This window comes from Xanthomonas sp. LMG 12462, from assembly GCF_009192885.1.
GTDB classification, from domain to species: domain Bacteria; phylum Pseudomonadota; class Gammaproteobacteria; order Xanthomonadales; family Xanthomonadaceae; genus Xanthomonas_A; species Xanthomonas_A sontii.
Genome location: NZ_NMPP01000079.1, coordinates 1 through 19,283, shown reverse-complemented (window position 1 = coordinate 19,283; position 19,283 = coordinate 1). Strand labels below are relative to the sequence as shown.

Annotated in this window: 17 protein-coding genes; 9 read left to right on the top strand and 8 right to left on the bottom strand. The window is 71.0% G+C overall.

The annotated features are described in order from the left end of the window. Positions 1-18 precede the first annotated feature (18 nt). The 8 genes from CEK69_RS17670 to def form a co-directional block, all read right to left on the bottom strand. The gene (locus CEK69_RS17670; protein ID WP_152247060.1) at positions 19-1,056 is read right to left on the bottom strand and encodes a CDP-glycerol glycerophosphotransferase family protein; all 1,038 of its coding nucleotides are present in this window, start codon (positions 1,054-1,056) and stop codon (positions 19-21) included. Beyond that, the gene (locus tag CEK69_RS17665) at positions 1,056-1,889 is read right to left on the bottom strand and encodes a glycosyltransferase family 2 protein (RefSeq protein WP_152247058.1); all 834 of its coding nucleotides are present in this window, start codon (positions 1,887-1,889) and stop codon (positions 1,056-1,058) included. Before CEK69_RS17665 ends, CEK69_RS17670 begins: the two co-directional genes overlap by 1 nt. 82 nt (positions 1,890-1,971) lie before the next feature. Continuing rightward, positions 1,972-3,246 (bottom strand): O-antigen ligase, encoded by a 1,275-nt coding sequence (locus tag CEK69_RS17660; protein ID WP_152247056.1) that lies wholly within the window; start codon positions 3,244-3,246, stop codon positions 1,972-1,974. A 54-nt stretch (positions 3,247-3,300) separates the two neighbouring features. After that, complete coding sequence (locus CEK69_RS17655) at positions 3,301-4,335, bottom strand: glycosyltransferase (protein ID WP_152247054.1); 1,035 nt, start codon at positions 4,333-4,335, stop codon at positions 3,301-3,303. A gap of 70 nt (positions 4,336-4,405) precedes the next feature. Next, positions 4,406-6,121 carry a glycosyltransferase family 39 protein gene (locus tag CEK69_RS17650; RefSeq protein ID WP_152247052.1) on the bottom strand — a complete coding sequence of 572 codons (1,716 nt, stop codon included), beginning with the start codon at positions 6,119-6,121 and terminating at the stop codon, positions 4,406-4,408. Positions 6,122-6,146: 25 nt separating this feature from the next. Beyond that, positions 6,147-7,466: a 16S rRNA (cytosine(967)-C(5))-methyltransferase RsmB gene (gene rsmB, locus CEK69_RS17645; protein ID WP_152247050.1), complete on the bottom strand. Its 1,320-nt coding sequence runs from the start codon at positions 7,464-7,466 to the stop codon at positions 6,147-6,149. A gap of 171 nt (positions 7,467-7,637) precedes the next feature. Further along, complete coding sequence (gene fmt, locus CEK69_RS17640; RefSeq protein WP_148829205.1) at positions 7,638-8,561, bottom strand: methionyl-tRNA formyltransferase; 924 nt, start codon at positions 8,559-8,561, stop codon at positions 7,638-7,640. A gap of 111 nt (positions 8,562-8,672) precedes the next feature. After that, positions 8,673-9,185: a peptide deformylase gene (gene def / locus CEK69_RS17635; protein WP_152247048.1), complete on the bottom strand. Its 513-nt coding sequence runs from the start codon at positions 9,183-9,185 to the stop codon at positions 8,673-8,675. Positions 9,186-9,323: 138 nt separating this feature from the next. On the opposite strand from def, the gene CEK69_RS17630 reads away from it, so the two are divergent. From CEK69_RS17630 to CEK69_RS17590, 9 genes are all read left to right on the top strand, one after another. Further along, the gene (locus tag CEK69_RS17630; protein WP_150410439.1) at positions 9,324-10,457 is read left to right on the top strand and encodes a LysM peptidoglycan-binding domain-containing protein; all 1,134 of its coding nucleotides are present in this window, start codon (positions 9,324-9,326) and stop codon (positions 10,455-10,457) included. An 81-nt stretch (positions 10,458-10,538) separates the two neighbouring features. Next, entirely contained in the window at positions 10,539-11,693 is a 1,155-nt protein-coding gene (gene dprA, locus CEK69_RS17625; RefSeq protein ID WP_152247046.1) for a DNA-processing protein DprA, read from the top strand. 43 nt (positions 11,694-11,736) lie between these two features. After that, a complete protein-coding gene (locus CEK69_RS17620) occupies positions 11,737-12,210 on the top strand; it encodes a DUF494 family protein (RefSeq protein WP_152247044.1) in 474 nt (157 codons plus the stop codon). Positions 12,211-12,231: 21 nt separating this feature from the next. Next, on the top strand, positions 12,232-12,954 hold the full coding sequence (locus tag CEK69_RS17615) for a pilin (RefSeq protein WP_152247042.1): 723 nt from the start codon (positions 12,232-12,234) through the stop codon (positions 12,952-12,954). 39 nt (positions 12,955-12,993) lie between these two features. Then, positions 12,994-13,935, top strand: a complete 942-nt coding sequence (locus tag CEK69_RS17610; protein ID WP_148829210.1) for an RDD family protein — start codon at positions 12,994-12,996, stop codon at positions 13,933-13,935. 239 nt (positions 13,936-14,174) lie between these two features. Then, the gene (locus CEK69_RS17605) at positions 14,175-16,661 is read left to right on the top strand and encodes a DNA topoisomerase I (RefSeq protein ID WP_152247040.1); all 2,487 of its coding nucleotides are present in this window, start codon (positions 14,175-14,177) and stop codon (positions 16,659-16,661) included. 288 nt (positions 16,662-16,949) lie between these two features. Next, positions 16,950-17,510, top strand: coding sequence for a Sua5/YciO/YrdC/YwlC family protein (locus tag CEK69_RS17600; RefSeq protein WP_152240364.1), 561 nt, complete (start codon positions 16,950-16,952; stop codon positions 17,508-17,510). Positions 17,511-17,815: 305 nt separating this feature from the next. Further along, on the top strand, positions 17,816-18,571 hold the full coding sequence (locus CEK69_RS17595) for a DUF4124 domain-containing protein (RefSeq protein WP_150411470.1): 756 nt from the start codon (positions 17,816-17,818) through the stop codon (positions 18,569-18,571). A gap of 62 nt (positions 18,572-18,633) precedes the next feature. Continuing rightward, positions 18,634-19,227 carry a DUF4124 domain-containing protein gene (locus tag CEK69_RS17590; RefSeq protein ID WP_226975213.1) on the top strand — a complete coding sequence of 198 codons (594 nt, stop codon included), beginning with the start codon at positions 18,634-18,636 and terminating at the stop codon, positions 19,225-19,227. Positions 19,228-19,283: the final 56 nt, after the last annotated feature.

The window sequence follows — 19,283 nt, the reverse complement described above, 5'->3', positions numbered from 1 at the left end:
GCGCGGCGGCGCTGCGCGTCAGCGACGCGCGCCGCGGCCCCAGTAGCCGATGCGGCGGCGGATCTTCAGCTTGCGCCACAGGTTCAGCGGCTTGCGCCGCGGGTTGCGCGCACCCTCGGCGACGAAGTCGTCGATCGCGCGCAGCACGCGCTCGCTGGACTGGCCGTCGCGGTAGGGATGCAGGCCATCGGCGAATTCGCGGATCGCCGCCATCAGTTCCGGCGGCCGCTGCAGCGCGCGGCGGATCGCCGGCTCGAACTGCGCCGGATCGTCGATGTCGATCAACTGCGGCCCCGGACGCCGGTTCTTGAAGGTCACCACCGGCTTGTAGGTGAGCAGGAACTCGTTGAGCGCGGACGAGGTGTCCGAGCACATCATGTCCACCTGCGGGAACAGCTCCAGGATGTTGTCGTTGTCGGCGAAGTGCAGGTACTCGCTTTCCAGCGCGCGGTAGCGGGCGACCATCGCCGGGTCCATCTTCGGATGGAAGGTGACGATCCAGCGCCACTCGCCGCTGCGCGAAAGCCGCGCGACCTCGTCGTAGAGGATGCCGGCCGCGCTCCACGACGGCGAGAACGTGGAGTGGTACAGGATCACCGGCGGCTGCCGCACCGGCGCCAGTTCCGCGCCGATCTCGCGCATGAACGGGTCGATCTTGGGGAAGCCGGTTTCCTTGACCGCGAAGTGGCCGAGCTTGCGCGCCAGCGCGCCGAACGCGGCGGTGTCGCGCGGGCCGGTGGTGCAGTACAGATCGAAAAAGCCGCGCACGTAGATGTGCCGCGGCTTGCCGGCGTCGAAGCCGTGGAAGGTCTCGACCTTCACCCCGGGGAAGAAATGCGGCACCGCGTTGCTGGAGGTGATCACCGCGTACGGATTCCACGCCAGTACCTCTTCCACCGTCGCCAGATGGCGCTCGTCGGCGCTCAGATCCTCGGCGCCGGGGCCGTCGAAGAACCATGCCGCCTCGTCGCCGCGCGCGCGGATCGCCGCCTGCAGCGGACGCAGGATCGCCAGCGCATAGCGCTCGGACCCGTACAGCAGATAGTGCTTGCTCATCAGTGCTCCAGATCGTGCCGTTGCAGTTGCGCCCGCGCCTGCTCCACCGAAGCCGGGTTGATCTGCATCTCGTAGTAGCGCATGCGCTTGTACAGCGCGTAGCTGGCCGCGGTCTGCGCCACCACGAAGCCGCGCCAGCCGTCGAGGAACGCCAGCCGCAGCAGGTAGTCCTTGAGGAAGGCGCCGGCGAACACGAACGGGCTCTGCCACATTCTCACCGGCTTGCGCTTGTCGCGCCAGCCGAGCGCCTTGAGTTCGGCGTAGCGCAGCACCTTGAGCTGCTTGTGCACCAGCGTCGGGTTGTGCAGGTGGTTGAACGGCGGTGCGAACTCGGCGCTGGCGCCGTCGAAGCGCAGCGATTCGTGCACCCGCGCATCGCTCCAGCGCGCGCGGCCGCGGTGGTACAGCCGCGCCAGGCGCTCGCCGACCATCGGTTTGTACCAGCGCATCGGCGCGCCCATGTACCAGGTGCTGCGCCGCAGCCACACCGCGTCCACGCGGTCCTCGGCGAGCAGTTTCGGCAGCCGCGCCTGGCATTCGGCGCGCAACGCGTCGGACAGGAATTCGTCCGCGTCCAGCACCAGGATCCAGTCGTGCGCGGCCTGGGTGGAGGCGAAGTTGCGTTGTGGGCCGAAGCCCAGCCAGGCCTGCTCGACCACGCGCGCGCCGTGCGCGCGGGCGATCGCCACGGTGTCGTCGGTACTGCCGCAGTCCACCACCAGCTTGTCGGCGGCGAACGGCACGCTGTCCAGGCAGCGCGCGATGTTGGCGGCCTCGTTGTAGGTCATCACCACCAGGCTCAGCGGCAGGGTGGCGGCGGCAGCGTCGGCCATGGCGCGCGGTATCCGGAAGTCAGGCGCGGTGCCGGCGGTCGGCGCCAGGCGCCGCGCCGCCCGGCGATGCGGGATCGGCAGTCTACCGGCTTCGCGCGGCGCCTTCAGCGCCCTGTGCCGGCACCGCCTCGCGCGCGGCCAGCCCGATCAGCACGCCCACCAGCGCCACGTAGAAGCCGGTGCTCACCTGGTGCGCGAACATCGACTGGGTCATACCGCACAGGATGTAGGCCGCCACCACCATGATCCCGGCCGCCGCAGCGCCGTGGAAATGCGGCTGTGGCCGGCGCCGGTACAGGCGCAGCAGCAGCCACAGCGGCACGCCGTACACCATCAGGATCAGCATGGTGCCGGGCAGGCCCTGGGTCGCGCTCCACTCGGCCAGGTCGTTGTGCGCATGACCCAGGTGGCAGCGCTCGACGAAGCCCTTGCGGCAGTCCGGCAGGCGCAGCATGGCATTGTCGAAGCGGCCCACGCCGACCCCGACCACCGGGTGTTCGACGAAGGTCGCCGCCGCCACCTGCAGGCGCTCGATGCGCGCGCCGGCCGAGGAATCGCTGTCGCCGCGCTCGTAGCGCTGCACATCGTGATGCAGTTCGGCCAGGCGGGTCTGCTTGGTCAGCGCCGGCACGCTCAGTACCAGCACCGCCGCCAGCGCGGTGCACGCGCCCAGGATCATCAGCCGCGTCGCGCTGTCGCGCCAGCGCAGGCACAGCGCGCTGACCACCAGCAGCAACAGCACGCCCAGCCACACGCCGCGGCTGCCGCTGAGCAGGATGACGATGCCGCCGGCCACCACCGCGGCGACGGCCCACGGCCATTGCCCGCTCGGCCGGCAGAACACCGCCAGCACCATCAGCATCAGCACCACGTCGGCCAGCACGATGGCGTTGGTCCAGCCCTCGGCACGCGGCTGGCCCTGCAACACCTGCACGCTGGCCAGCACCAGGGCGGCGAAGATGCCGAGCAGCGCGCCCCACCACAGCAGGCGCTGCGGCGGCCGCAGCGCATAGGTCCACAGCGCCGCCCACGGCAGCACCAGGAAGCGGGTGCGGTTGTCGATGTCCTTCAGCGGCTGGCCGAAGTACAGCACCGAGCACAGCGACAGCCCGATCACCAGCAGCGCCAGGATCCACAGCCAGCGCAGCGACGGCTGCATCGGCGCCACCGCCTGGCGCAGCCGCGGCAATGCCAGCAGGCTGGTCGCCAGCAGCAGCAGGCCGAACGGCAGCAGGCCGCTGGGCATGCTGATCACCAGCGCCGGCAGGCACAGCAGCGCGAGCGCCGCGCCGCGCTCGGCCAGGGACTGGCGCGAGAACGCGGAAACGGCATGGCGTGGCGCGATCGGCTGGGACATCAAGGAGTGAAGACCGTGGGGAGGGGGTGGTCGGCGATGATCCGGGGCGCTTCCCTAACCCGGCCTGACCTGCTCGCGATCGGCGCCATGGCTGGCCGGCACGGCGGGCCGCGGCGTTTCCCCGAGCAGATCGGCCACCGCCGCGCGCAGGCGCTCGCCGAACTCGCGCCGGCGCGTCTCGAAGAAGCCGCGCGCGGCCGTGCCCAGAGCGTCGCACTGCATCGGCGACAGTGCCAGCGCCTGCCTCATCGCCTGCTCGAGGCCGGCGACCTCGATCCGGTAGCGCACGCCGAAATTGTCCGGCCCCTCGCCGACCGGGTCGATCAGCACGCCCCGCTCGGCGCTCACCAGCTCGTTCATCGGCGCCCCGTTGGTGGTGATCACCACCGCGCCGACGCTCAGCGCTTCCATGATGTAGTGGCCGAAGCCCTCCACCTCGGACGGACACAGGTGGAAGCGGTGCGCGTTCTGCAGCCGCCGCAGTTCCTGCTGGTCCAGGTAGCCGGTCAGGTAGTCGATGTTCTCGGCCTCGATCGGGTGGGACTTCTTCGCGCTCTGCACCACCGTCAGCCGCGGCCACTCGGGGTGCCGCGCCCAGGTCTGCAGCAGCAGCGCCGTGCCCTTGGCCGAACTGCGCCCGGCCACATGCAGGCAGGCGCGCTCGCGCGGGACCTCAGGACGGTAGCAATCGTCGCTGCAAAAGCCGATGAAGGCGGTCGGCGCCATCGTGGAGAACCGCTGCTCGGCCTGGCGGGTCTTGCACAGCACCTGGGCGAAACGCGGCAGGCAGCGCAGCCACTTGTGCCGGAACCACTCCGGGTTGGGGATCAGGGCATTGCGCAAGCCGCTGCCCAGGCAGCGCGGATACACCCGCTCCAGGAAGATCTGCAGGTCCGCACGCCCGAACAGCAGGCTGCGCAGGAACAGGCGCAGTTCGCGCAGCCGATTGGCCATGCGCACGGTGCCGAAGCCCAGCACCTCCACGCGGTAGCGGCCGGTCTCGCGCAGCAGGTCGGCGACCACCTGCAGGTCGCGGCTGAGGCCGCCGCCGTTGTCGCGGCTGATCACCCGAATCAGGGGAGACGGCACGCGCGTCTCCCTGCCCGCGCAGCGCGCCGGGCGCCAGCGGCACCACGCCGCCGCAACGCGCGGAGGCGGCTCATTCGAAGCGGTCCTTGTCCTGCTCGCGCAGGCGGTCGCGGTCGTCCTGGGTGACCACGCAGTGGCCGTGCACGGCGCTGGCCGGGACCAGCCACCAGTCGCGCCGGTTGGACACGCCGGCCAGGATGCTCGCGTTGCGGTCCACACAGCCCAGCATCGCCGCCTCCTGCACCAGCAGCCAGCGCCGCTGCGGCGCCTGCGCCTGCCAGGCGATGCCGCGGCGCAGTTGTTCGTCCCAGGGCACCACGAAGCCGAAGGTCGTGGCCGGGCGGTCGGCCATCAGCAGGTTCTGCTCCTTCCAGGCGACCAGGCCGAGTTCGGCCTGCGGGCCGATGCGGCGCCCCACCGACTCCATCACCCCACGCGCCGAGCTGGACATGTTGATCAGCGGGTATACCAGCAAGCCGGCCATCACCCAGACCATCGTCAGGGTCGAGACCGTCGCCAGTTCCGGGCGGCGCCGCGCGAATGCGGCCAGGCTGGCCACGCCCCACAGACCGATCGCCAGCAGGATCCAGGCCAGCACCTGCACGGTCGCCAGGTCGATGCCGCGGTCCTCCATCATCCGCGCGCGGAAGTCGTGTCCCAGCAGGATCGCCGCGCCCACGCCGCCCAGCGCCAGCGTCAGCAGCGCGGTGAACGCCAGCAGCAGGCGCTTGATCCCAGGCTTGCGCAACAGCCCTGGAATGAGCGGCCCCATCGCCAGGCACAGCATCGGCAGCGCCGGCAGCACGTAGACGTCGCGCTTGCCGGTCGGGATCGAGAAGAACAGCACCACCAGCGCCCACCACGCCAGCGGCAGCAGGTAGCGCGCGTCGCGCCGACGCAGGCGCCGCGCCCAGGCGGGGATCGCCCACGGCAGCGCCAGCAGCACCGGCAGCCACATGCTCGGCATCACCCCGAAGAAGTACAGCGGCCCGTGCGCGTGGTCCCAGGATTTGGCGTAGCGCCCGGCCGTCTGCCGGAACAGGATGTCGTTGAGATAAGCGCGGTACTCGGGGGCGTTGCTCGACAGCGCGGTGACCACCATCGGCACCAGCCAGATCGACACCGCCGCCAGGAACGCCAGCGGCCCCAGCCAGAAGCGCGGATCGCGCAGGCCGACCCGGACCCCACGCCAGTGCGCCAGCGACGCCGCCGCGGCCGGCAGCAGCATCAGCAGCGCCAGCACGCCCACGCCCTTGGTGATGGTGCCCAGCCCGGCGGCGAACCAGCCCAGCGCCCACAGCCGCCAGTCCGGCCCGCGCAACAGGTGGCGCAGCAGCGCGTAGTTGGCCAGGGTGATGAAGAACACCACCAACGGGTCGATCTGCGCCTTCTTCGCCTGGTAGGTGAAGTGGAAGGCGAACAGCAGCGCGTAGGCCGCGTACATGCCAACGCGGCGCGTCCACAGCCGCCGGCCGAGGTCGTAGACGCAGGCCAGCGTGCCCAGCCCGGCCAGCAGCGACGGCAGCAGGAAGGCCACCCGCCAGTTGCCGAACAGCATGTAGAAACTCGCCTGCAGCCACATCAGCATCGGCGGCTTGTCCGAGTACAGCTCGTTGCCGCGGTGCGGGAACAACCAGTTGCCGCTCTCCACCATCTGCTTGGCGACCAGTGCGAAACGCGGCTCGTCGGCCGGGTGCGGATCGCGCAGGCCCAGGCCGGCGCCGAGCACCAGCACGGCCAGGATGGCCAACAACCAGAACTCTCGGGAGGTGCGGGTCTTCAGCATGGGACGCGATGATACCGGGGCCGGTTCATGCCGTCTTGCGGAACCTTGCGTAGTAGAAACCGTCGCAGTCCTGCTCGCCGGGGAAGCGCTGGCGGCCGCCGCCGGAAGCATGCCCGCAGGCCGCGCCCGGATCCTCCAGTGCCGCGCCCGGTTGCCGCGCCAGCAACGCCTGCACCTGCCGCGCGTTCTCGTCCTGCAGCAGCGAGCAGGTCGCGTAGACCAGCACCCCGCCCGGCCGCAGCACCTGCCAGGCGGCGTCGAGCAGGCGCACCTGCAGCGCCTGCAGCGCGATCACGTCCTCGCGGCGGCGATGCAGCAGCACGTCCGGCTGGCGGCGCACGATGCCGGTGGCCGAACACGGCGCGTCGAGCAGCACCGCGTCGAACGGCACGCCGTCCCACCAGTCCTGCGGCTGCGCCGCGTCGGCGACCTGCAGCTGCGCCTGCGCACCGGCGCCGGTGCGCGCGAAGGTCTCGCCGACCCGCGCCAGGCGCCGCGCATCCACGTCCAGCGCGGTCAGGCGCAGACTGGGATCGCGTTCGAGCAGGTGCGCGGATTTGCCGCCGGGCGCCGCGCAGGCGTCGAGCACGCGCGCGCTCGGCGCCGGCGCCAGCACGTCGGCGACCTGCTGCGCCGCGCCGTCCTGCACCGACACGCGCCCGTCGGCGAAGCCCGGCAGGGCGCCCACCGCCAGCGGCGTCTCCAGGCGGATCGCATCGGCCAGCAGCGGCGAGGCCTGCGCGGCGATGCCGGCCGCGGCCAGCTCCTGCAGATAGGCGTCGCGGGTACCGCGCTGGCGGTTGACCCGCAGCCACAGCGGCGCCGGCTGCTGGCTGGCGGCGAAGATCGCCTCGGCCTGCTGCGGCCAGTCGGCGCGCAGCGCGTCGCGCAGCCACAGCGGCCAGCCCGCGTCGGCGGCCACCGCCGGCAGCCCGTCGCGCAGCGCGCGCCGCAGCAGCGCGTTGACCAGCCCGGCCTGGCGCGGCCGATCCAGCGCGCGCGTCGCCTCCACCGTCGCCGACAGCGCCGCGTGCGGCGCCAGGCCCAGCGCATCGAGCTGGGCGAAGCCGGCCAGCAGCAGGCCGCGCAGTTCGGCGTCGCGCTGTGGCAGTTGCTTCTGCAGCCACATCCGCAGCGCGGCCTCGTAGGCCGGGCGGCGGCGCAGCACGGCGAAGCAGATCGCCTCGACCAGCGCGCGGTCGCGCGAATCCGGCAGCGTCGGCAACGCGGCGGCCAGTTCGGCCTTGAGCGAGCGGCCGCGGTCGACCACCGCGGTCAGCACGCGGGCGGCGACCACCCGCGGGGCCACGCCCGGCGGCCACGCAGCGGCAGGCGTCGCGGTCATCGGCGGGCGCTCCGGGAGGTGTCAGGCTTTAGCGCGCATGCCGTGTCGTGGTTGCGCGTGCGGATGATGGGGGTGCGCGACGCAGTGGACGCCCGCCCGCGCCGCAGCGCGGAGGCGGCCACAGCCGCGCCTGCCAGGCCCACCGCGGCGTACGCAGGCATGGTCGACGCCTCAGGCCAGGACCGGCAGGTCGCGCCGTGCGTTGAGGTAGTCGGCGGCGGTGATCGCCTTGCCGCCGTCGCGCTGCAGCACACGCAGGCGCAGCGCGCCCTGGCCGCAGGCGATGTCGATGCCCTGCTTGGACGCGGTCAGCACCGTGCCCGGCTGCTGCGCGTGGGCCAGGTCCAGCGCGATCGCACCGTGCACCCGCACCCGCTCGCCGGCCAGCACCGCCTCGGCGACCGGCCACGGATCGAAGGCGCGCACCTGCCGCGCCAGTTGCGCCGCCGGCTGCTGCCAGTCCAGCCGCGCCTGCGCCTTGTCCAGCTTGTGCGCGTAGGTGACGCCGGCCTCCGGCTGCGGCTGCGCCACCGGACGCAGGCCGGCGCGCAGCAGGCCCAGGCCGTCGGCCAGCACCTGCGCGCCGAGCGCGGCCAGGCGGTCGTGCAACTGCCCACCGGTCTCGTCGGCACCGATCGGGGTCCGCTGCGACAACAGCACCGGGCCGGTATCCAGGCCCGCTTCCATCTGCATCAGGCACACCCCGGTCTCGCTGTCGCCGGCTTCGATCGCGCGCTGAATCGGCGCGGCGCCGCGCCAGCGCGGCAGCAGCGAGGCATGCACGTTCCAGCAGCCATGGGTCGGGATCGCCAGCACCGCCTTGGGCAGGATCAGCCCGTAGGCCACCACCACGATCAGGTCCGGCTGCAGCGCGCGCAGCGCCTGCAGCGTTTCCGGCGCGCGCAGCGTCTGCGGCTGCAACACCGGGATGCCGCGCGCCACCGCTTCCAGCTTGACCGGCGACGGGGTCAGCCCGCGGCCGCGCCCGGCGGGCCGGTCCGGCTGGGTGTAGACCGCGACCACTTCATGGCGCTGCGCAGCCGCGCGCAACGACGGCACGGCGAAGTCCGGCGTACCGGCGAAGACGAGTTTCATGGAGGATGGGAACCGGGAATGGGGAATGGGGAATGGGAAAAGCGCGCGGACCCGGAAATGGCACGGGCACCGCGCTTACGATTCCCGTGTCTCCATTCCCGGTTCCCGGCCTCACGCCACGTGCTTGCGCGCCTTGGCCAGCTTCTTGCGCACCATTTCGCGCTTGAGCGGGGACAGGTAGTCGACGAACAGCTTGCCGTCGAGGTGGTCCATCTCGTGCTGCACGCACACCGCCAGCAGGCCGTCGGTGCTCAGTTCCTGCGGCTGGCCCTGGCGGTCAAGGTAGCGCACGGTGATGGCGTCGGCGCGGGTCACGTCGGCGTAGATGCCGGGAACCGACAGGCAGCCTTCCTGGTAAACCTGTTCGCCGTCGCGCTGCACGATCTGCGGGTTGATGAACACCTGCGGGGCGTTCTTCTCCTCGCTGACGTCGATGACCATGAAGCGCTTGTGCACGTCGACCTGGCTGGCGGCCAGGCCGATGCCGGGCGCGTCGTACATGGTCTCGAACATGTCGTCGAGCAGGCGTTGGAAGGCTGGGGAGGTGACCTCGGCGGCGTCGACCGGCACCGCCTTGGTACGCAGGCGCGGATCGGGGAATTCGAGAATGGGGAGCAGGGCCATAGCGGTACCCAAGATGGGGGCGCCGGACGATTCGGCAAGACCTGCGGATTCTACCCGTTTCTGCGCCCGCCGCTTGCGCCCGCACCAGGGTTCTGCACTATAGTGCGCGAACCTGTTGGGGAATCAGGCTCCGCGCTCATGTTCAATCGACTCCGTACGGTCGTCGCCGTGGCGATGCTCACCGTGGCGACCTACGCTGCTTCCGCCAGCATGGCCGCCGAACACCCCGACACCTACGTGGTGCGCAAGGGCGATACGCTGTGGGACATCGCCGGGCGCTTCCTCGGCAAGCCCTGGCTGTGGCCGGAAATCTGGCAGGCCAATCCGCAGGTGCACAACCCGCACCTGATCTACCCCGGCGACGTGCTCAGCCTGGCCTACCTGGACCGGGTGGCGCATGCCGAGGTCAAGCCGGGCCCGCGCCAGGACGCGCCGATCGACGCGATCCCGCTGGCGCAGGTGGAGCCGTTCCTGAAGAACCTGCGCGTGGTCGAGCGCATCGACAACCTGCCCTACGTGGTCGGCACCGAAGACAACCGGCTGCGCGCCACCGACGGGCAACTGGTCTACGCGGTCGGCCTCGGCCAGGCCCAGGCCGGCCAGCGCTACGCCGTGGTCCGCCCGACCGTGCGCTACCTGCTGCCCAAGCTCAGCGACGACCTCGACGCCGAAGGCCGCAGCATCCCCGGCAGCGGCAACCTGTGGCAGACCTTCGTGCCGCCGGACAAGCGCCGCGAGACCCTCGGCTACGAACTGGCCCAGGTCAACATCGGCACCGTCGCCCGCGTGTCCGCCGACGGCCGCCAGGCCACCGGCCTGCTGCTGCAGGACAACGCCCGCGAAGTGCGCGCCGGCGACCGCCTGATTCCGGTCGAGGCGCAGCCCTACGACCTGCAGTTCGTGCCGCATCCGCCGTCCGAGCAGGCGATGGCCGCCGGCCTGCGCGTACTGGCGGTGGCCGACGCGTTCAGCGCGGCCGGCCCGCGCGACGTGATCGCCATTTCCGGCGGCCGCCGCGAAGGCATCGACAACGGCACCGTGGTGTCGCTGTGGCGCCACGGCACCCGGGTCAACGACCGCGTGCGCCACCCCAACACCTCCCGCGCCGACGACGGCTTCACCGGCGGCAGCGGCACCGTGGCGCTGCCGGACGAGTACGCCGCGCACGCGATGGTGTTCCGCACCTTCGACAAGGTCAGCTACGCGCTGGTGATGGACGGCATCAAGCCGACCCGGATCGGCTACGACGTCAAGCACCCGGACGCGCGCTGACCCGCGGCCGGGGACTCCCCCTACAGCGATTGCAGACGGCGCCCGAGGGCGCCGTCTGCGTCTGCGGCCTAGGCTGGGCGCATGTCCAGTCCGGCCATCGCCCCTGCCCACGCACCCACCGATCCGGCCCTGCTGCGCCTGTCGCTGGCCGGCGGCGCCAGCGCCCCACGCCGACGACTGCTGGAGCAACACGGCAGCCCGGCCGCGGCGCTGGCCGCCGGTCCCGCCGGCTGGCAGGCCGCCGGCCTGGATGCGGCGCAGATCGCCGCGCTGCAGCGGCCCGACCGCGCCGCGCTGAAAACCGCCGAGCACTGGCTGGCGCAACCAGGTCGGCACCTGCTGGGCTGCCACGATGCCGACTACCCGGCCCTGTTGCGGCGCACGCCCAATCCGCCACTGGCGCTGTACGTGGACGGCGATCCCACGGTGCTGTGGCATCCGGCCGTGGCCGTGGTCGGCAGCCGCGCCCCCAGCGCCGGCGGCCGCGACAACGCCTACGGCTTCGCCCTGGCCCTGGCCGCGGCCGGCTTTGCGGTGACCAGCGGCATGGCCAGCGGCGTGGATGCCGCCGCGCATCGGGCCGCGCTGTCGCGCGCGGACGGGCTGACCGTGGCGGTGGTCGGCACCGGCCCCGACCTGGCCTACCCGCGCCAGCATGCCGCCCTGCACCGCCAGATCGCCGACCGCGGCGCGGTGGTCAGCGAGCACCCGCCTGGCACGCCGGCGCGGGCGGGGCACTTCCCGGCGCGCAACCGGATCATCGCCGGGCTGAGCCTGGCGACCCTGGTGATCGAGGCGGCCACTCGCTCCGGCGCGCTGATCACCGCGCGGCTGGCCGCCGAGGCCGGGCGCGAGGTCTTCGCCCTGCCCGGCTCGATCCACAATCCGCTGGCGCGCGGCTGCCATCGGCTGATCCGCGACGGCGCCGGGCTGGTGGAAAGCGCCGAGGAGGTGCTGGCCGGGGTCGCGCCCCTGGCCGCCGAACTGGCCGACGCCTTGCGCGGGCGCCTGAACGCCCCCACACAGGGAGCCAGCACCGCGCGCGCGGCCACACCGGCCTTCCCCCACCCCGACTACCAGCGCTTGTGGCAGGCGCTGGGCCACGACCCCATCTGTATGGATTCAGTGATCGCACGCAGCGGATTGACGGCCGCAGCGGCGTCCTCCATGCTGCTGGCCATGGAACTGGATGGCTACGTGGCGGTCGAACGCGGTCGTTACACCCGCAAACCCTAGTTTCTTCACCTCCACAGCGTCTCGCGACGCAGGCCGAGGGGCAATGAAAGAGAGCATTCTGGATGTCCTGCTGTACCTGTTCGAACACTATTTCAGCGAAGACGCGGATCCGGTCCGCGATCGCGACTCCCTCCAGAATGGCCTGATCCAGGCCGGTTTCAGCCCCACCGAGATCAGCAAGGCGTTCGACTGGCTCGACGCCCTGTCCGACCAGCGCCCGGCCGTGGCGCAGCCGCGCATCGATGGCCCGATCCGCATCTACCACGGTCCGGAACTGGACAAGCTCGACGTGGAATGCCGCGGCTTCCTGCTGTTCCTGGAGCAGCACGGCATCCTCGACAGCGACCAGCGCGAGCTGGTGCTGGACCGGGCCATGGCCCTGGATCAGGACGAACTGGATCTGGACGACCTGAAGTGGGTGGTGCTGATGGTGCTGTTCAACCAGCCTGGTGCCGAGGCGGCGTACGCGTGGATGGAAACGCAGATGTTCGTCGACGAGCCGGAGCCGGTTCACTGAGTCGCTGACGGTCGCGCACGGATGCACGAAGACACTTCCCCATTGGCGATCTGGTACTACGTCGATGCCGCGCGCGAGCGGCACGGCCCGTTGCCGGCGTCCGCCCTGCTGGAACGCCTGCACGACGGCCGCCTGCAGCGCGAGACCCTGGTCTGGCGCGAAGGCCTGCCGGAGTGGCGGCCGCTGCACGCGGTCGCCGCCGAACTGGGCCTGCCCGACGCGCCCACCCCGCCGCCCTTGCCGCCACCGCTCCAGACGGCCGCTCCCGTAGGCCCCGCTGCCACCGCCGCGCCGCGCAGCGGCCTGTCCGGCTGCGCGATCATGGCCATCGTCGGCACCATCGTCGGCGTGCTGCTGGTGGCGTTCCTGGGCATCGCCGCGGCGATCGCCCTGCCCGCCTACCAGGACTACCTGGCACGCGCGAAGGTCGCGCAGGCGCTCGACCACCTGGCGCCGCTGAAGGACCAGATCGCCGCCTTCAATGCACAGGAGCACCGCTGCGCGGTCAACGGCGACACCGGCTTCGGCGCACCGCAGAGCTATGCCGGCGACACCATCGCGCAGGTGCGGGTCGGCCGCTTCGACAACGGCCACTGCGGCCTGGAAGCCACCCTGCACCTGCCCGGCACCAAGCGCCTGGATGGCAAAGCGCTGTGGCTGGACTACGATGAGCGCACGTCCGCCTGGAACTGCAGTTCCGACCTGGACGATCGCGTCCTGCCGGTCCACTGCCGCGGCGGCTGACCGGCGCACCGTTTTCGACTGCAACTCCCGGGGAACAGAATGACTGAGTGGTACTACGCCGACGCAGCGCAGCAGCGCCATGGGCCGCTAGCGGCCGCCGACCTGCAGCAGCGCTTCCAGCGCGGCGAGATCGGATTGTCCACCCTGGTCTGGCGCGAGGGCCTGAGCGAATGGCGCACCCTGGCCGAGTTCGTCGACGAACTCGGCCTGACCCAGGCGCCGGCGCCGGCGATTGCCCCGATCGAGGTTGATGGAGAGACTCCTCCTCCGCCCCCGGCCGCGACCGTCCCCGACGCCTGGACCGCGCCCGCGCCGGCCGTGGCGGCGTCGCCCTACGCGGCGCCCAGCGCCGTGCTCGACGGTGGCGCGCGGGTGGTCGGCGGCGGCGAGGTGGTGCAGGCCGGTTTCTGGAAACGCGTGGCCGCCTACCTGATCGACGCGTTCCTGGTCGGCATCGTCGCCAACGTGATCCAGTTCGTGGTGATGCTGGGCTTCTTCGGGATCACCGGCTTCGGCAAGCAGCCGGACTTCAGCACCGCCGCCGGCATCGTCATGCTGCTCCTGCTGTACCTGCTGCCGATGGCGATCGCGGCGCTGTACTACGGCCTGTTCCACGCCTCCACCAAGCAGGCCACGCTGGGCAAGATGGCGGTCGGCATCAAGGTGGTGCGCACCGACGGCAGCCGCATCACCGTGTCCCGCGGCGTGGGCCGCTACTTCGGCTTCATGCTGAGCAGCCTGACCCTGGGCATCGGCCTGCTGATGGCGGCCTTCACCGAGCGCAAGCAGGCCCTGCACGACATGCTCTGCGACACCCTGGTGGTGGACAAGTGGGCCTACACCGACCACCCGGAATGGCAGCAGCGCAAGCTGGGCACGGTCACGGTGGTGATCCTGGCCCTGTTCGGCCTGCTGTCGGCAGCGGCGCTGCTGGTGGTGGCGCTGGCGATCGGCGTGGCCGCCAAGGGCGGCTGGCACTGAGTCCGGCGGGCTCCGGGAACCCCCGCCGCCGCCCGCGCGCCTGCCCGGCCGGCAGGCGCCGGCTTGACAGCGGGCGCCGGACATGCCCACTAATAAATAAGCGCCGTAGCTGAACGCCCGGGGGTTCCATCCCGGGCGTCGGCTTCTCTGCGAGACCGCAACGCTTCACTAACCGGAGCAATTGCGCCACCCTACCGCCCCCAGGGCGTCCGCCCACGCCCATCGAAGCCCGACCCGCCATGTCCAAGCACCTGCTCATCGTCGAATCGCCCGCCAAGGCCAAGACGATCAACAAATACCTCGGCAAGGATTTCCACGTCCTGGCCTCGTATGGGCACGTGCGCGACCTGATCCCGAAGGAAGGCGCAGTGGATCCGGACGACGGCTTCGCGATGCGCTACGCGCTGATCGACAAGAACGAGAAGCACGTGGAGGCCATCGCCAAGGCGGCCAAGGCGGCCGAGGACATCTACCTGGCGACCGACCCGGACCGCGAGGGCGAGGCGATCAGCTGGCACATCGCCGAGATCCTGCAGGAGCGCGGGCTGCTCAAGGGCAAGCCGCTGCACCGGGTGGTGTTCACCGAAATCACCCCGCGCGCGATCAAGGAAGCGATGGCGCAACCTCGGCAGATCGCCGGCGACCTGGTCGATGCGCAGCAGGCCCGCCGCGCGCTGGACTACCTGGTCGGCTTCAACCTGTCGCCGGTGCTGTGGCGCAAGGTGCAGCGCGGCCTGTCCGCCGGCCGCGTGCAGTCGCCGGCGCTGCGCATGATCGTCGAGCGCGAGGAGGAAATCGAAGCCTTCATCGCCCGCGAGTACTGGTCCATCGCCGCCGATTGCGCGCACCCCTCGCAGCACTTCAACGCCAAGCTGATCAAGCTCGACGGGCAGAAGTTCGAGCAGTTCACCATCACCGACGGCGACACCGCCGAATCTGCGCGCCTGCGCATCCAGCAGGCCGCGCAGGGCGCGCTGCACGTCACCGACGTCGCCAGCAAGGAGCGCAAGCGCCGCCCGGCGCCGCCGTTCACCACCTCCACGCTGCAGCAGGAAGCCTCGCGCAAGCTCGGCTTCACCACCCGCAAGACCATGCAGGTGGCGCAGAAGCTGTACGAAGGCGTGGCGATCGGCGACGAAGGCACGGTCGGCCTGATCTCGTACATGCGTACCGACTCGGTCAACCTGTCGCAGGACGCGCTGGCCGAGATCCGCGACGTGATCGCCCGCGACTACGGCATCGCCTCGCTGCCGGACCAGCCCAACACCTACCAGACCAAGTCCAAGAACGCCCAGGAAGCGCACGAAGCGGTGCGTCCGACCTCGGCGCTGCGTACCCCGTCGCAGGTGGCCCGCTTCCTGACCGACGACGAGCGCAAGCTGTACGAGCTGATCTGGAAGCGTGCGGTGGCCTGCCAGATGATTCCGGCCACGCTCAACACCGTCAGCGTCGACCTGTCGGCCGGCAGCGAACACGTGTTCCGCGCCAGCGGTACCACCGTGGTGGTCCCCGGCTTCCTGGCCGTGTACGAGGAAGGCAAGGACAACAAGAGCGCCGAGGACGAGGACGAAGGCCGCAAGCTGCCGGCGATGAAGCCCGGCGACCGCGTGCCGCTGGAGCGCATCCTGGCCGAGCAGCACTTCACCCAGCCGCCGCCGCGCTTCACCGAAGCGGCGCTGGTGAAGGCGCTGGAAGAGTACGGCATCGGCCGCCCCTCGACCTACGCCTCGATCATCCAGACCCTGCTGTTCCGCAAGTACGTGGAGATGGAGGGCCGCAGCTTCCGCCCGTCCGACGTCGGCCGCGCGGTGTCCAAGTTCCTGTCCAGCCACTTCACCCAGTATGTGGACTACGACTTCACCGCCAAGCTCGAAGACGAGCTGGACGCGGTCTCGCGCGGCGAGGAGGAGTGGGTCCCGCTGATGTCGCGCTTCTGGGAGCCGTTCAAGGAACTGGTCGAGGACAAGAAGGAATCGGTCGACCGCGCCGAAGCCAGCGGTGCGCGCGAGCTCGGCACCGATCCCAAGACCGGCAAGCCGGTGAGCGTGCGCCTGGGCCGCTTCGGGCCGTACGCGGCGATCGGCAGCACCGCCGAGGACGCCGAGGACAAGCCCAAATTCGCGTCGCTGCGGCCCGGCCAGAGCATGCACACCATCACCCTGGAGGAGGCGCTGGAGCTGTTCCTGATGCCGCGCAGCCTCGGCCAGGACCAGGGCGAGGAGGTCAGCGTCGGCATCGGCCGCTTCGGCCCGTTCGCCAAGCGCGGCAGCGTCTACGCCTCGCTGAAGAAGGAAGACGATCCCTACACCATCGATCTGGCCCGTGCGGTGTTCCTGATCGAGGAGAAGGAAGAGATCGCGCGCAACCGCATCATCAAGGAATTTCCTGGCAGCGACATCCAGGTACTCAACGGCCGCTTCGGCCCGTACATCAGCGACGGCAAGCTCAACGGCAAGATCCCCAAGGATCGCGAGCCCGCCTCGCTGAGCCTGGACGAAGTGCAGAAGCTGCTGGAGGAAACCGGCAAGCCGGTGCGCAAGGGCTTCGGCGCCAAGAAGGCCGCCGCCAAGAAGGAAGCCGCGCCGAAGAAGAGCGCGGCGAAGAAGGCCGCCGCCGACGCCCCGGCCAAGCCGGCGGCGAAGAAAGCGGTCAAGAAAACCGCCAAGAAAACCGCCAAGAAAACGGTGAAGAAGGCGGCGAAGAAGACCGTGGCCAAGGGCGGCTGAGCCGCTCTGCGGATGGCCCAGGGCGGCCCGATGCACCCCCTCGAATAGTACGAGCGCGGGCGCCGAGCCGCCTTCTCGCGGTGCCGACGGCGTCTCTCAGCGCCTGAAGATCCGCGACAACCCGGTTTTTCTGTGGGAGGGGCTTCAGCCCCGACGCTTTATCGGTAAGGCGTCGGGGCTGAAGCCCCTCCCACAGAAAAGCGGCGGGCCGGAGACTTGCGAAAATCCCGAGTCCCGCCCAACCGACCCTCATTGTCCTTAGACGAGGACGTGCCGCATGATGCGCGCATGACCGACCTGTCCCTGAGCCATGCCGTCGCCGTCCTGCGCCAGGGCGGCGTGATCGCCTATCCCACCGAAGCGGTGTGGGGCCTGGGCTGCGATCCGCACGACGAGACCGCCGTGACCCGCCTGCTGCGCATCAAGCAGCGGCCCGTGGACAAGGGGCTGATCGTGGTCGCCGCCGAACTGGACCCGTTGCGCCCGTTGCTCGATCTGTCGGCCCTGCCGCCGGAACGGCTGGCCGCGGCGCTGGCCAGTTGGCCCGGACCGCATACCTGGATCCTGCCCGCCGCCGCGCATGCGCCGCCCTGGATCACCGGCGCGCACCAGGGCATCGCCGTGCGGATCAGTGCCCATCCGCTGGTGGCCGCCCTGTGCCGGGCCTGGGGCGGCGCGCTGGTCTCAACCAGTGCCAACCGCGGCGGCGAGCCGCCGGCACGGCAGCGCAGCGAACTGGATCCGCTGGTGCTGGGCGACCTCGACGGCCTGCTCGACGGCGACACCGGCGGCCTGGCCCAGCCCACCCCGATCCGCGACGCCGCCAGCGGCGAGATCCTGCGCGCCTGAGGCGCTGCTCTTCGGCGCGGCACGCCTGTCTTCCGCCGCGTCGGCGTCTGGCGGCAATGGCGCGATGGAACCACGCGGGCGCTTCGCGCACCGGACCCTCACCCCAACCCCTCTCCCGACGGGAGAGGAGCTTTGGCTTCTCCCTTCTCCCACCGGGAGAAGGTGCCCCGCAGGGGCGGATGAGGGTACGGGCGAAGCCTCGCAGCGACAGATCAACACGGCAGCACTGCCGCGACGCCACGCGCCCTGAATCACGCACACCCACCACCCTTTCCCTGGCTGCCCAAGGCGCGCAAGATGCGCGCATGCGCCTCCTTCTCCGCCCTTTGCTACTACTGAGCCTGTCGCCCTGGATCGGTGCCGGCTGGGCGCAACAGACGCAGACGGTCAGCAGCGACGGCAGCAATGCGTCGGTGCGCATCTATCGCTGCATCGCCGCTTCCGGCGCGGTCAGTCTGCAGAACGCTCCCTGCGAGAACGCGCGCCAGCAGCAGGTGCTGGACATGCAGCGTCCGCGCGATCCGCCGCCGCGGCCGACCACCACCATCAGCACCGATCCGGCTCGCGCGCAGGCCTCGCCGGCGCCGCTGCCGCAGCGCGAACTCCGCATCGTCACCGTGCAGCCTGCGCAGCCGATGTACGAGTGCGTCACCCCGGAAGGCGCGCGCTACACCAGCGACGACAACGCCGGCAATCCGCGCTGGGTGCCGCTGTGGGCTTATGGTTACGCCGAGGGCCCGTACGCACGGCCATCCGGGCGCGGCCCCGATGGTCGCTCGCCCGGCCCGCCGGGACCGCCTCCGCCCGGCGGCCCGCGCCCGCCCGGTCCACCGCCGCCTGGGGTGTCCGCCGGCGCCGGCGTGATCGTGCCAGCCGGCAGCACGATGATCCGCGACACCTGCACCGCGCTGCCCGAGCAGGAAGTCTGCGCGCGCCTGAGCGATCGTCGCTGGGAGCTGATCCGTCGCTACAACAGCGCGCTGCAGAGCGAGCGCCGCGCAATGGAAACCGAGCAGCGCGGCATCGATGCGCGTCTGGCGCGCGACTGCGGCGGCAGCTGATGCGGCGCGCACTCTGCCTCGCCGTGGTGCTGACCTGTGCCGGCGCCGCGCACGCCGAACCGGTGGTGTTCTATCGCTGCACCGACGCGCAGGACAACCTGACCATCCAGAACCAACCCTGTCCCAAGGGCATGCGCCAGCAGAAGAAAATCATGCAGGGCGTCAGCAGCGCCGCACTGCCGACCACGCTCGTGGCCAAGCCTGCGCCATCATCGCCACCGGCGAGCGCCGCGAACGATGCCACGCCTGCGGACGCGCCGGCCACGGCCGACACCGCGGCAGCTGCACCGCAACCGCCACCGCCACCGCCTCCAAAGCTGCCCCCGCCATCGCTGTACACCTGTACAACCCGCGAGCAATCGTCTTACATCGGCGAGGCCGCCGAACCGCCGCCGCGGTGCGTGCCGCTGCCCACGACGGACCTGGATGGCGGACCCAACCAGGCCGGCGGCAGCGCCTGCGAAGTGCTGCGCGACCAGTGCCAGCCGCTGCCCGCCGAGCAGCTATGCGATGCCTGGAAGAACTATGTGGCCGAGGCCGAAACACACTGGCGTTTCGCCGTGCCCGACCATGCCGAGGCACTGCGCACGGAGTTCGAACGCCGTCAGCACCTGCTTGAGTCCAGCAACTGCGGCGCAGAACAGCCAGCGCCGTAATCCATCTCGCTCCCGCGTGGGGTGCGCCTGGTTGAGTAGATACCGTCTTACCCCCT

Coding starts and splice junctions, on each gene's coding strand:
- CEK69_RS17670 (WP_152247060.1), bottom strand. CDS start 1,056: ATGAGCAAGCACTATCTGCTGTACGGGTCCGAGCGCTATGCGCTGGCG.
- CEK69_RS17665 (WP_152247058.1), bottom strand. CDS start 1,889: ATGGCCGACGCTGCCGCCGCCACCCTGCCGCTGAGCCTGGTGGTGATG.
- CEK69_RS17660 (WP_152247056.1), bottom strand. CDS start 3,246: ATGTCCCAGCCGATCGCGCCACGCCATGCCGTTTCCGCGTTCTCGCGC.
- CEK69_RS17650 (WP_152247052.1), bottom strand. CDS start 6,121: ATGCTGAAGACCCGCACCTCCCGAGAGTTCTGGTTGTTGGCCATCCTG.
- rsmB (WP_152247050.1), bottom strand. CDS start 7,466: ATGACCGCGACGCCTGCCGCTGCGTGGCCGCCGGGCGTGGCCCCGCGG.
- fmt (WP_148829205.1), bottom strand. CDS start 8,561: ATGAAACTCGTCTTCGCCGGTACGCCGGACTTCGCCGTGCCGTCGTTG.
- def (WP_152247048.1), bottom strand. CDS start 9,185: ATGGCCCTGCTCCCCATTCTCGAATTCCCCGATCCGCGCCTGCGTACC.
- CEK69_RS17630 (WP_150410439.1), top strand. CDS start 9,324: ATGTTCAATCGACTCCGTACGGTCGTCGCCGTGGCGATGCTCACCGTG.
- dprA (WP_152247046.1), top strand. CDS start 10,539: ATGTCCAGTCCGGCCATCGCCCCTGCCCACGCACCCACCGATCCGGCC.
- CEK69_RS17620 (WP_152247044.1), top strand. CDS start 11,737: ATGAAAGAGAGCATTCTGGATGTCCTGCTGTACCTGTTCGAACACTAT.
- CEK69_RS17615 (WP_152247042.1), top strand. CDS start 12,232: ATGCACGAAGACACTTCCCCATTGGCGATCTGGTACTACGTCGATGCC.
- CEK69_RS17610 (WP_148829210.1), top strand. CDS start 12,994: ATGACTGAGTGGTACTACGCCGACGCAGCGCAGCAGCGCCATGGGCCG.
- CEK69_RS17605 (WP_152247040.1), top strand. CDS start 14,175: ATGTCCAAGCACCTGCTCATCGTCGAATCGCCCGCCAAGGCCAAGACG.
- CEK69_RS17600 (WP_152240364.1), top strand. CDS start 16,950: ATGACCGACCTGTCCCTGAGCCATGCCGTCGCCGTCCTGCGCCAGGGC.
- CEK69_RS17595 (WP_150411470.1), top strand. CDS start 17,816: ATGCGCCTCCTTCTCCGCCCTTTGCTACTACTGAGCCTGTCGCCCTGG.